This is a genomic window from Pseudomonas fluorescens (assembly GCF_902497625.1).
GTDB lineage: Bacteria > Pseudomonadota > Gammaproteobacteria > Pseudomonadales > Pseudomonadaceae > Aquipseudomonas > Aquipseudomonas fluorescens_BQ.
Map to the genome: position 1 here is coordinate 118,838 of NZ_CABVGX010000002.1, position 11,343 is coordinate 130,180.

The window sequence follows — 11,343 nt, forward strand, 5'->3', positions numbered from 1 at the left end:
GAGTTCATTCAGCGATCAATAAAAGTCAGTGAGATTTGCTGACGGTCACTGTGGGTGCTGCGGCAATCGGCGGGGTCAGCAGGGACGACGATTTCGGCGAGGTCCTGGCGAAGAACACCAGGATCGCGGCCAGTATCGACGTGCCGGCCAGGCCATAGAGACCGCCCTGGATGGAGCCGGTGGTCTGCTCGAGAAAACCGAAGGTCGTCGGTGCCACGAAGCCGCCGAGGTTGCCGATCGAGTTGATCAGCGCGATCACGGCCGCGGCGATCCGGGCATCCAGGTAGCCTTGAGGAATCGGCCAGAACAGCGACGATGCCGATTTGAAGCCGATGGCGGCGAAACAAATGGCGACGAAGGCAAAGATTGGCCCGCCGGTGGTCGAGAGGAACATCCCCGCAGCGGCAATCAACAAGGCTGTCGCAACCCAGGCCTGCTGGAATTTGAACTTGCCGGACAACGCCGCGAAGCTGTACATCGCAATGATGGAAATCAGCCAGGGAATCGAGTTGAAAAAGCCGACCTGGATGTCGCTCAGGTCGCCCATTTTCTTGATGATGCTCGGTAGCCAGAACGTTGCTGCATAGATCGTCAGTTGTATGCAGAAATACAGCGCGCAAAACAGCACGATCTGTCGATCTCTGAGCAATTTTCCGATGGTGGGTTTGACCGTGGTCAGCGCTTCACGCTCACGCTGTTCCTGGTCGATGGCGTTTACCAGTGCATCCTGCTCTTCCCGGCTCAGCCACTTGGCATAATGGGGTTTGGAATCGAGCCAGAACCATACGAAGAAGCCCAGAAATACCGAGGCCAGGCCTTCGATGGCGAACATCCACTGCCAGCCCTTGAAGCCGAAGCCGTCGATCTGCAACAGGACACCCGACAGCGGTCCGGAAATCAGTGAGGCAATGGCCGAGCCACTGAGGAAAATCGCGATGGCTTTACCGCGCTCCACGCCTGGCAGCCAGCGGGTGAAGTAATAGATCACGCCTGGGAAGAAGCCGGCTTCGGCCACGCCCAGCAGGAAACGCAGAATGTAGAAATGGGTTTCGTTCTGGATGAACGCCATCATCGTCGCAACGATGCCCCAGGTAAACATGATGCGGGTCAGCCAGATTCGCGCGCCGACTTTTTGCAGCAGCATGTTCGACGGGACTTCGAAGAGGGCGTAGCCGATGAAAAACAGACCCGCACCCAGACCGTAGGCGGCGGCACCGATGCCGAGATCGTGCTCCATGTGCGTACGCACAAATCCGATGTTGACCCGGTCGATATAGTTGAGGATGAACATGATGACGAAAAGCGGGAGGACGTGTCTCTTCACTTTGCTGACGGCGCGAGCCAGGACTGAATCTTCTGCCGGAGCGACAGACGCATTGCTTGAATTGTTCACAATTCAAAACTCCCACTGATTTGTTTTTATGCGGGTTTATGGTGTCAGTCATCATACAAGTGCTTATTTAACCTCGCAACGTGCGCCGCAAAGTTTATGTGCATAAAAGAGGGAGTTTTACGGCGCTATTGGTTATTTAGGCTCTCTAAGCAGGGAGCGTGGGGCAGGAGTTTAGTGTTGCGAGGCGGCAGGTAAGGAGGTGGTGGAATATTCTTTGCACCAGACTGATCATGTGTTGTCATACAAGCTGGACGGTTTCTTAAAAAATGTCCCACGGTGTGAAATTGCATTGCAGGACCATTCGGGATGCGGCCGCCCCGGGTTCGAGACGGCCTTATTCCAGACAAGTCAGGGGATCAGGCGGGATGCCCGTAATTTGTCGAACACATCAAAAAACGCTCGATCACTCGCTTGATAGCCAGTAAAATCCAGGGTCCTGCTTTTCGACATGTCGGTGACGACCTCGATCGGGCGACCCAGATCCGCATCGGTGTGCCATGGTGAAATCAGACGGTTGATGTCCGATTCTTTCAGCCCATGTTCGGCCACGATCTGCTGCCAAACGGCCTGGTCATCCGCCATTTGTGTTTCCAGTGGTGAGACGGCAGCGGGATAGTCGGCAGGATGCACTGCGAAATAATGGGCAATTTGCCCCCACATCCATTTCCAGCGGAACACATCGCCATTGGTAACGTTGAACGCCTGGTTGGCCGCTTCAGGGGTGGTGGCGGCCCATAGCTGTTGTGCCGCCAATTGTCGGGCGTCGGTCATGTCGGTGAGGCTTTCCCATTGCACACGGGAGCCAGGAAATACGAAAGGGCGGCCGGTGTGTTTGCAGATGCTGGCATAGACGGCGAGGGTGGTTGCCATGTTCATCGCGTTGCCCACGGCGACACCGGTAACGGTGTGTGGCCGGTGCACACTCCAGGTGAAGCCATCCTTTTCAGCCGCGGCAAACACTTCATCTTCCTGGGCGTAATAGAAGTTTTCGATGTCCAGCCGACCCTGTTCTTCACGGAACGGTGTCTGTGGCAGGCTGCCTTTGCCATAGGCTTCGAAAGGCCCCAGGTAGTGCTTCAAGCCCGTCACCAGCGCCACATGCTGGACACTTTGCGCCGGGCGAACGGCGTCGAGGACATTGCGCACCATGGCGGCGTTGACGCGAATATTTTCCGCTTCGGTGGCCTGCCGCGACCAGGTGGTGATGAACACATGAGTCGGTTTCAGATCCGCCAGCGCTCGCCTCAGCGACGACGGGTCTTGCAGGTCTGCCGCCACCGGAATCACTCCCGGTGTCGGCGCGGGGTCTCGGGAAAGCGCGGCCACCTGCCATTTGTTGTCGATCAGTAACTGGGTGATGGCGCTGCCAACGATGCCGCTGGCGCCCACGATCAATGCTGTCTGGGTCATAAGATTCTCCGGTAAGTAGTTTTCTGAGCCCGCGCGCTTTGCGGAGGTTCAACCGGATCCGTCAGTGAAACGTTTTCAGCCGGGCCGGCAAGCGACCCAGCCCTTGAACGTGAACGCGGCGTAGAACAGTTCCACGTCGCTAAATCCGGCCTGACTCAGCAATGCTTCGTCTTGTTCCGGCGGTAACAGCGCGAGGCGGCTGTCCATGGCGGTGATTGCCTGTTCGGCATCGGCAGGGCGAATTCCCGAGGCCACCGCGAAAGCTGCGTACCGCTTGAGCCAACGATTTTTTTCAGCCCGGGTTTGCGGGAAGCTGTGATGAGCCACCACCAGTCGCGCGCCGGGTTTCAACCGCAGCAATAATTGTTTGAGCGTGTGCAACCGTTGTTCCACCGTGAGGAAATGCAGGGTCAACAGGCACGTCGCGCCATCAAATGGGCCGTCAGGGGCGTCGTCGATGTAGCCCTCATGGAGATCCACGCGGGTCTCAAGTGCGCCTAATGTCTGGCGTGCAAGCGCCAGCATCGGGGCTGAAGGGTCGACACCGACGAATCTCCAGTCGGGCCTGGCCTGGGCGAATACCTTCAACTCCAGCCCTCCGCCTGCGCCCAGGACGAGCACGCGGGCATCTGTGGGGGCTCGCTCGGCCAGCAGCAAAGTGGCCATTGTCTGCAGTGCTTGAAAACCCGGAACTTGCTTTACCGGGCGCTCGGCGTAGTTTGCGACGGCGTCAGGGTCAGAGAAAAAAGACATACAGATCCTCCAATGGGATTCGGGAATCAGCGAAAAATCAATGATTGATGCGCTGCGCCACCGCTGCGTGCGCCGTCACCCACGGCGATGGCGACATTGCCGGCCGCCATCGCGGCATCGCCGCAGGCAAACACGCCCGGCACACTGGTTTCACGCATCGCGTCGACCTTGATGAAATCGCCCATGGGGCCGGGTTCGAATTCGCAGCCCAGTTGCTCGGCCAGTGGCGCAGCCATATGGCAACGCGGCAGCACGAACACCCCCGCCAGTTGCAGCATCCGCCCACTGCTCAACGTCACCTCGGCATGCCCGCTAAGGGATTTCACCGGTTCGCGCTCCAGGGCCACGCCGCGTTGTTGCAGGCTGGCCAACTGCTCGACGTCTGGCTCGAACGCTTCATTGAGCAGCAGCGTCGTTGGCCCCCAGTCGGGCAGCATCAGGGCGTGGTGCATGGACAGCGGACCGGTCGCGAGAACCCCGATCGGTCCTCCGTTCAACTCGTACCCGTGGCAATACGGGCAATGGAAAACCGATGTGCCCCAGCGCTCCGCCAAACCTGCAATGGCCGGTAACTCGTCCGTTACGCCCGTCGCCAGGATCACCCGTCTCCCGGTGACAGATCGGCCCTCTGCGAGGGTGATCTCAAACGCATCGCCACGCTTGATCGCCCGGGCCGCCAACTCCGAGACCCATTCAACGTTGGAATACGCCAGTAACTGCGTGCGCGCGTCGCTGGCGATCAGGGCCGGGTCTCGCCCATCTTGTCCAAGGAAACCGTGGGAATGGTGGGCGAAGCGATTGCGTCGCTGACCGCCATCGATCACCAATACTTTACGGCGTGCGCGGGCTACCTGCAGGCCTGCGGAAATACCGGCATAACTGCCACCGACGATAATGATGTCGTACACCATGATGACCACTCCGTGCTCTTCAAGAGCGCTTGAAAAATTCTCGACACACCGTAAGTTACGTGAAAGTAGCCTGTCAATGGTCTCGTAACTTTCGATGTGGCGATTCATACTCGGCGCATCTTTTTGCCCGGATTCGTCGTCTATGAGAACCGACACCCGCCTGTCACGGATGCTTCACGTGCTGATTCACATCGCACGTCACGATCAGCCCGCCACCTCCGATACCCTCGCGCAGATGCTCGGCACCAACCCGGTGGTGGTGCGCCGGACCATGGCGTTGCTCAAGGAGGAGGGTTACGTCCGTTCGGAAAAGGGCCATCGTGGTGGTTGGACGCTGGCCAAGCCGTTGACGCAAATAACCTTGCTGGATATTCACCGGGCGCTGGGTTCGTCGTCGCTGTTCGCCATCGGCCTGTCCACAGATCACCCCGAATGTCTGGTAGAGCAAGCGGTGAATGCTGCGCTCACCGATGCATTCGATGCCGCCCAGGCGCTGCTGATTGCGCAACTGGGAAGCGTCACGCTGGAGCAGTTGGCGGAGGATTTTGAAGCGCGTTTCAAAGATGTGGAGAAACAGGTCTGACTCGGCCGTGCCGGATGTGCGCCCGGTCAAGCGAGAAAACTTCACGGACGGGCGACTTTTTGCTTCCCCTGACGTCCAAGCCTGAGACGGCCAATGTGGCTTCCCAATTCAAGACAGCTGGCTTCAGCTAAGGACGGACGATGACCTTTTTCATTTTTCTGATTGCCTGCGGTGCCGCGGCGAGCACCGGCATCATGTTCCAGCCCGGTCAATGGTACAACGAGCTGAAGAAGCCCGGCTTCACGCCACCCAATTGGCTTTTTCCGGTGGCCTGGACGATCATTTATCTGCTGCTCGCCTGGGTCGGGTATCGCTTGACGCTGATGCCCGGGAGCCAATTGCTGTTGGCATTATGGGCAGCCCAGATAGCCCTCAACACACTATGGACTCCGGTGTTTTTCGGCGCGCACAGAATCTTCGCCGGTTTGGTGATCCTTGTGCTTCTCTGGTTGGTGGTCGCGTTCATGGTGGTCATGGCGTTGCGTTTCGATCTGGTGACCGGTCTGATCCTGTTTCCGTACCTCGCGTGGCTGTCGGTGGCTGCCGCATTGAATTTTTCGATCCTGCGTAATAATCGCTGAGTCCTGTGTCGCTCTGTTCAGCGCAGAGCGACAATCTCGCAGCCCCACAGCTGCACGGACGGCTGGTTGCCGTCCGGCGCGCCGATCCATTTGCTGAACGGATCACAGCTACCGTCGAAACACAGCTGGTAATCACCCGCTTCAGGCGTGCGCCCAAGATTCAACGCCGGCAACGGCGGCAATACGCGGCGGTAGTGCCAGCTGCCGTTGACCAGATAAGCATCGGCCGGGATTTCCATGCCGGCGCCACTTCCCCGCACTCGAGCTTCACCCAATACCAACCCTTGCGCCGTCACGCGGTAGTCTTCCTCCCAGCGGATTTTTTCAATGGTGTGATTCCACGCGAGGGTGAAGGTGGCGACGGGGAGCTGAGCCCAGACCACACCCGCCAGCCCCAGGCACAATCCGATCACGCCTGCGCCACCCGGATCTGACGCGAGCGCCAGAGATGCTGGGCGATGATCAACGCGCCGAGGGCGAAACCGATTTCATCGGTCAGCGGCAGCGCGACCACCAGCAACGCCCCCGCAGCGAAACTCCCCAGGCGTTCCCACAACGGCATTCTCTGTTGTAGAAAACCAGTGGAAGCCATACCCCACAAGCCGACTGCCAGAACAGTCTTGATGAACATGTAAGCGGTCATCCACAGGCTGCCGCCCTGCATCATCAGCGCCGGATTGTAGACCGCCATGAACGGGATGACGAAGCCGGCCAAGGCAATCCGTACCGCCCACAGGCTGATCTTGAATCCTGATTCCCTGGCGATGGGTGCGGCGGCAAAGCAGGCCAGTGCAACCGGCGGCGTGAGGTCGGCGAGGATGCCGAAATAGAACACGAACATGTGTGAAACGATCAGCGGCACGCCGAGTTCCAGCAGCGCGGGCGCAGCGATGGAGCTGGTGATGATGTAGTTGGGGATGGTTGGAATGCCCATGCCCAGCACCAGGCAGGTGATCATCGTCAGGATCAGCGACAGCAGCAAATTGTCGCGCCCGATCGCCAATATGTAACCGGCGAACGTCGACGCCACGCCGGTCAGCGACACCACGCCGATGATGGTTCCGACCAGCACGCAGGCGATCCCGACGGGCACCGCGTGCCGCGCGCCGTCGACCAGCGCGAACAGGCAGATTTCCAGTGTCTCGCGACCACCCTTGATGAACCAGCACACCAGCACCAGTGCGGCAATCACCGCGAAAATCACGCCAATGCCGAGCTGGAAGAAACCTACGCAGAGCACGCCGAGTGCTACCCAGAAGGCGCAGCGCAAAGCAAAACTGGAGACCCGTAGAATGATCGCCGAACCGAGGATCACGATGGACGTCAGCGCCAGCCCGACCATGCCCGAAAACAACGGCGTGCGCCCGGAAAACAGCAGGTAGACCAGAACCAGCAGCGGGATCAGCAGGTACCAGTTTTCCTTGATCGCCCCCAGTGCACTCGGGCATTGATCCTTGGGCAAACCCTTGAGGTTGGAGCGCTTGGCTTCGAGGTGAACCATCCAGAAGACCGAGCCGAAGTAGAGCATCGCAGGAATCAACGCCGCTTTGGCTACCTCCACGTACGGCACATTGATGGTCTCGGCCATGATGAACGCCACCGCGCCCATGACCGGCGGCATGATCTGGCTGCCCATGCTCGACGTTGCTTCGACGCCGCCGGCAAAGGCGGCGCGATAACCGAAGCGCTTCATCAGTGGAATGGTGAACTGCCCGGTGGTGACGACGTTGGCAATCCCCGAACCGGTGATCGTGCCCATCAGCGCCGATGAAACCACTGCGACCTTGGCCGGACCGCCGAGCTTGTGGCCGAAGATGCCCATGGCGAAATCGGTGAACAGCTTGATCATGCCGGCTTGCTCGAGAAATGAACCGAACAGGATGAACAGGAAAATATAGGTGGCTGACACGTAGGTCGGCGTGCCGTACAGACCTTCCGTGCCGAAAGACAGCTGATTGATGATCTGGTCGAAGCCGTACCCCCGATGAGCCAGCTCGCCCGGCAGGTATTCACCGAGCAAACCGTAGGCGAGGAACAGCCCGCAAATGATCGGCAGCGCGATGCCCATCACCCGGCGTGCGGCTTCGAACACCAGGATGATCAGGACAAGCCCCACCACGATGTCGCTGGGCGTCAGGTCGCCCGAGCGCTGTATCAGGTCCGCCTCGAACACCCATTGATAAAGCGCGGTGCCGATAGCGGCCAGACTCAGCAGCCAGGCCAGCGGTTGCCACGGCCGACTTCTGCCGTAGGCGGGGTAGCTCAAAAATACCACCCACAGCAGGAAGCCGACGTGCACGGCGCGCAACACCTGGCTGGACACCGGCGAAAACGCAGCGGTGACGATCTGAAAGACTGAAAACGCCAGCGCCACGTAAAACAGGGTTTTTGGCCAGTCCCGCGGGTTCGCCGGAATACCGTGCTGATCTTCACTCATTGGCTGCCTGCCTCATGATCACATAGCAAAGGAGGGTGATGCACGGGCGCAGCGGCTGGGACTGCCGCTGCGCCGCATGTCATCACAGCGCGGCTTTTTCCTTGTAGTAGCGTTCGGCGCCCGGGTGCAGCGGGATTGGCAGGTTTTTGCTGGCTGATTCCAGCTTGATATCTTTCGCCGCCGAGTGAGCGTTGCCCAGGCGCGTGAGGTTTTCGAACATAAGTCTGGTCATCTCATACGCCACGTCATCCGGCACATCGGCGCGGGTCACCAGAATATTGGTGATCGCCACGGTCGGCACGGCCTCGGGCTGGCCGTCGTAGGTATTGGCGGGAATCATCGCGCTCTGGTACGCCGGGTTACCGATTTTGCTGACGACGTCGGCAGGCACGGCCACGTAGTTCAGCGGCATCACCGAGGACAGGTCACGGATGGCCGCCATGCCCAGACCGGACGACTGCAGAGTCGCATCGAGCTGGCGGTTCTTGATCAATTCGACCGACTCGGCGAACGGCAGATATTGCACCTTGCCCATGTCTTCATAGGTCAGGCCCGCTGCTTTGAAAATTGCCCGCGCATTCAGTTCGGTGCCGGACTTCGGCGCGCCCACCGAGATCGTCTTACCCTTCAGGTCCGCGAGCGTCTTGATGCCTGACTCCTGACTGGCAACGATCTGGATGTAGTTGGGGTACGCGCCACCGATGGCGCGCAGTTTGGTCAGCGGCGCCTTGAAGCCGGCATCTTCCACTCCGTTTTTGGCATCCGCTACCGAATCGGCCAAGGCCAGCGCCAACTCTCCGCGACCGGCTTGCAGCAGGTTGAGGTTCTCCACCGAAGCCTTGGTGGCCTGCACTGAGGTCTTGACCCCGGGAATGCCGTCGCTGTAGATCTGCGACAGGCCCACCCCGATCGGGTAATAAACCCCGCTGGTGCCGCCGGTGAGGATGTTGATAAATACCGGGGCGGCTTGTGCGGCGGTCGACACGGCGAATGCGGCGGCAGCGGTCAGAAGGGTTAAGCGGTTGATCACTCGCATGGGAAAGGCTCCGTCTTTTATTGGCTTTGTGCAGAGTCATTCCACTGTAGTTGATGCAGGCGTAATGCGCGTCGGGGCGGGGCTATGTTCGCGCGCCACGGGCCTGCCCGTGGTGCCAACCGATCGCCTGGCAATGCACGTCTACGCACAATTGCGTAGGAGCAAGCTTGCTCCTACGGCGGATCTGCGGCGTATACAGAATTTGCGGTCGCACAAGATTCCGGGAGCAAGGCACAGTCATCGTGCCTCAGCTTTTCTTCCCGCTCTCCAGCAGCAACCCCGAAGCCAGTGTCACGAAACTCTCCACTGCCTTGCGCGACGCGGACTGAGGATCGTCGGCATTGGCAATCCACAGGGAAGCACCGAGCAATGAGCCCATAATCAGGCGCGACATCGCCTCTGCATCCACTGCGTGCACCGTGCCTTCCTCGATCAGTTTCTGAATGCTGCGCTGAGTGCTTTGCATGCACGCGTTCTGGCTCGACCAGCCGGCTGGGTCGCCCAGTACCGCGGGCCCGTCAAGCAGCACGATGCGCTGGAATTCCGGTTCGAGCGCCATTTCGATATAGGCGATGGACTCGTCGATAAAACCTTCCCACGTCGAGCTGGCCTCATTGATGATCACGCTCAGGCGTTCAATCATTTCGCCGTCAATCTGCGCAATCACCGCTTCGAGCAAGCCTTTTTTGCCACCGAAGTGGTGGTAGAGCGCACCCCGCGTCAGACCTGCCTCAGCCGTCAGTTCGTCCATCGAACTGTCTGCATATCCCTTCTTCGCAAAGGCCTCTCGTGCAGCCTTTATCAGCTTGCCGCGAGTTTCCACAATCATGTCCGCGCGCTTCTGTGCCATCAGAACTCCGTTCTCGAAAAATTACTTTTATACGCGACGTATGCCAGTTGACATACGCCATGCATGTCCTAATATAGCCGACATACACGGCGTATGCAATTTGACGGCATAGGCGTGATTCGATCCGCTAGGCCGCATTCGGCAGAGGAATTCAGCACATGCACACGCCCGCCGATCTTGATCTTCCAGACGTAAATACCCCTGTGGCAGCAGTTGCCGAACTCGCTTCAGCAGGCCAATCCACGACGGCCGATCGGCGCATAACCGTCGGGCTTATTGTCAATCCCATTGCCGGCATGGGCGGTCGGGTCGGCCTCAAAGGTACCGATGGTGCCGGGGTTCTCGAAGAAGCCAAAAGACGCGGTGCACGGCCGCTGTCCAGCGAGCGTGCGTTACAGGCGCTGATACGCCTGGCGGATTCGAATTCGCCGTTCCACCTTGTCACCGGCTCCGGCGAACTGGGCGAAGACGTGGCGCGTGCTGCCGGTCTTGAGCCGATCGTGGTGTACCGCACACGCAGCGGCCGCAGCTTGCCGGAAGACACGCGAAATGCCGCCCGCGCCATGCTTCGCGCCTCGGTCGATCTGCTGCTGTTTGCCGGCGGCGATGGCACGGCACGTGATGTGCTCGGTATGGTCAACGACCGCGTGCCCATCCTCGGCATTCCCACCGGGGTCAAAATGTATTCGGCGGTGTTTGGCACCACCCCGGAAAGCGCCGGGCATCTGGCTTCGAGATTCATCGCCGATGCGGCTTCCCTGCGCTTGCGCGAAGCGGAAGTGATGGACATCGACGAGGCGGCAATTCGTAACGACCAGGTGTCGACACGCCTGTACGGCTATGCCCGCAGCCCGTATGAACGTCACCTGGTGCAAAACGCCAAGGCCGGTTCCGGGCCCGGCGAGAACGCCACGCTGGATGCCGCGAGTCGGCAGATCGTCCGCGAAATGCACGCAGGCTGTCTGTACATCATCGGGCCTGGCACCACGACGCGGCGGGTCATGTCAGCCCTCGGTCTTCCTTCGACGCTGCTGGGGGTCGATGCGGTGCTGAACGGCGTGCGCGTCGGCGCCGACCTCAACGAACGCGAAATCCTGCAACTGATGGAGGGGCGTGAGGCGCGAATCATTGTCGGCGTGCTCGGTGGCCATGGCAGCCTCTTCGGCCGCGGCAATCAACAGATCAGCGCCGAGATCCTACGCCGCACAGGCGCGGACAACATCATCGTGATCACCACCGTTGAAAAGCTTCTTTCCCTGGAAGCCGGTTGTTTGCGCGTCGACACCGGCGAGGCCGAAGTCGACGCCATGCTCAGCGGCTACAGGCGCGTGCACACCGGACCTGACCGGTCGGTTTTCTTCAAGGTTACATCCTGATCAGCCGTCCCAC

The 11,343-nt window shown here is 59.7% G+C and carries 11 protein-coding genes; 3 read left to right on the plus strand and 8 right to left on the minus strand.

Annotation, left to right across the window (positions count from 1 at the left end; translation table 11 throughout):
* Nucleotides 1-25: 25 nt before the first annotated feature.
* The 4 genes from F8N12_RS01920 to F8N12_RS01935 all read right to left on the minus strand — a co-directional run bounded on the left by F8N12_RS01920 (nt 26) and on the right by F8N12_RS01935 (nt 4,467).
* Nucleotides 26-1,393 (minus strand): MFS transporter, encoded by a 1,368-nt coding sequence (locus tag F8N12_RS01920; protein WP_150578909.1) that lies wholly within the window; start codon nt 1,391-1,393, stop codon nt 26-28.
* Between the two features lie 348 nt (nt 1,394-1,741).
* Nucleotides 1,742-2,803, minus strand: a complete 1,062-nt coding sequence (locus F8N12_RS01925; RefSeq protein WP_150578910.1) for an SDR family oxidoreductase — start codon at nt 2,801-2,803, stop codon at nt 1,742-1,744.
* Between the two features lie 75 nt (nt 2,804-2,878).
* On the minus strand, nt 2,879-3,556 hold the full coding sequence (locus tag F8N12_RS01930) for a class I SAM-dependent methyltransferase (RefSeq protein ID WP_150578911.1): 678 nt from the start codon (nt 3,554-3,556) through the stop codon (nt 2,879-2,881).
* Between the two features lie 26 nt (nt 3,557-3,582).
* Nucleotides 3,583-4,467, minus strand: coding sequence for an NAD(P)/FAD-dependent oxidoreductase (locus tag F8N12_RS01935; RefSeq protein ID WP_150578912.1), 885 nt, complete (start codon nt 4,465-4,467; stop codon nt 3,583-3,585).
* A 142-nt stretch (nt 4,468-4,609) separates the two neighbouring features.
* Between F8N12_RS01935 and F8N12_RS01940 the strand changes: the two genes are divergently transcribed.
* Together F8N12_RS01940 and tspO are read left to right on the plus strand one after the other, a co-directional pair.
* Complete coding sequence (locus F8N12_RS01940) at nt 4,610-5,050, plus strand: Rrf2 family transcriptional regulator (protein WP_150578913.1); 441 nt, start codon at nt 4,610-4,612, stop codon at nt 5,048-5,050.
* A 140-nt stretch (nt 5,051-5,190) separates the two neighbouring features.
* On the plus strand, nt 5,191-5,631 hold the full coding sequence (gene tspO / locus F8N12_RS01945; RefSeq protein ID WP_150578914.1) for a tryptophan-rich sensory protein TspO: 441 nt from the start codon (nt 5,191-5,193) through the stop codon (nt 5,629-5,631).
* 17 nt (nt 5,632-5,648) lie between these two features.
* Here the strand turns inward: tspO and F8N12_RS01950 are convergent, their stop codons facing one another.
* The 4 genes from F8N12_RS01950 to F8N12_RS01965 form a co-directional block, all read right to left on the minus strand.
* Complete coding sequence (locus F8N12_RS01950; protein WP_150578915.1) at nt 5,649-6,044, minus strand: DUF1850 domain-containing protein; 396 nt, start codon at nt 6,042-6,044, stop codon at nt 5,649-5,651.
* Nucleotides 6,041-8,068 carry a TRAP transporter permease gene (locus F8N12_RS01955; RefSeq protein ID WP_150578916.1) on the minus strand — a complete coding sequence of 676 codons (2,028 nt, stop codon included), beginning with the start codon at nt 8,066-8,068 and terminating at the stop codon, nt 6,041-6,043. The genes F8N12_RS01950 and F8N12_RS01955 overlap by 4 nt, the downstream gene beginning before the upstream one ends.
* Nucleotides 8,069-8,150: 82 nt before the next feature.
* Complete coding sequence (locus F8N12_RS01960) at nt 8,151-9,104, minus strand: TAXI family TRAP transporter solute-binding subunit (RefSeq protein ID WP_150578917.1); 954 nt, start codon at nt 9,102-9,104, stop codon at nt 8,151-8,153.
* Nucleotides 9,105-9,351: 247 nt separating this feature from the next.
* A complete protein-coding gene (locus F8N12_RS01965; RefSeq protein ID WP_150578918.1) occupies nt 9,352-9,954 on the minus strand; it encodes a TetR/AcrR family transcriptional regulator in 603 nt (200 codons plus the stop codon).
* Nucleotides 9,955-10,112: 158 nt separating this feature from the next.
* Between F8N12_RS01965 and F8N12_RS01970 the strand changes: the two genes are divergently transcribed.
* Nucleotides 10,113-11,330 (plus strand): ATP-NAD kinase family protein, encoded by a 1,218-nt coding sequence (locus F8N12_RS01970; RefSeq protein WP_150578919.1) that lies wholly within the window; start codon nt 10,113-10,115, stop codon nt 11,328-11,330.
* Nucleotides 11,331-11,343: the final 13 nt, after the last annotated feature.

What these genes read in the sequence shown, in the direction of transcription:
- F8N12_RS01925 (WP_150578910.1), bottom strand. Translation starts at nt 2,803, where the DNA reads ATGACCCAGACAGCATTGATCGTGGGCGCCAGCGGCATCGTTGGCAGC.
- F8N12_RS01930 (WP_150578911.1), bottom strand. Translation starts at nt 3,556, where the DNA reads ATGTCTTTTTTCTCTGACCCTGACGCCGTCGCAAACTACGCCGAGCGC.
- F8N12_RS01935 (WP_150578912.1), bottom strand. Translation starts at nt 4,467, where the DNA reads ATGGTGTACGACATCATTATCGTCGGTGGCAGTTATGCCGGTATTTCC.
- F8N12_RS01940 (WP_150578913.1), top strand. Translation starts at nt 4,610, where the DNA reads ATGAGAACCGACACCCGCCTGTCACGGATGCTTCACGTGCTGATTCAC.
- tspO (WP_150578914.1), top strand. Translation starts at nt 5,191, where the DNA reads ATGACCTTTTTCATTTTTCTGATTGCCTGCGGTGCCGCGGCGAGCACC.
- F8N12_RS01955 (WP_150578916.1), bottom strand. Translation starts at nt 8,068, where the DNA reads ATGAGTGAAGATCAGCACGGTATTCCGGCGAACCCGCGGGACTGGCCA.
- F8N12_RS01960 (WP_150578917.1), bottom strand. Translation starts at nt 9,104, where the DNA reads ATGCGAGTGATCAACCGCTTAACCCTTCTGACCGCTGCCGCCGCATTC.
- F8N12_RS01965 (WP_150578918.1), bottom strand. Translation starts at nt 9,954, where the DNA reads ATGGCACAGAAGCGCGCGGACATGATTGTGGAAACTCGCGGCAAGCTG.
- F8N12_RS01970 (WP_150578919.1), top strand. Translation starts at nt 10,113, where the DNA reads ATGCACACGCCCGCCGATCTTGATCTTCCAGACGTAAATACCCCTGTG.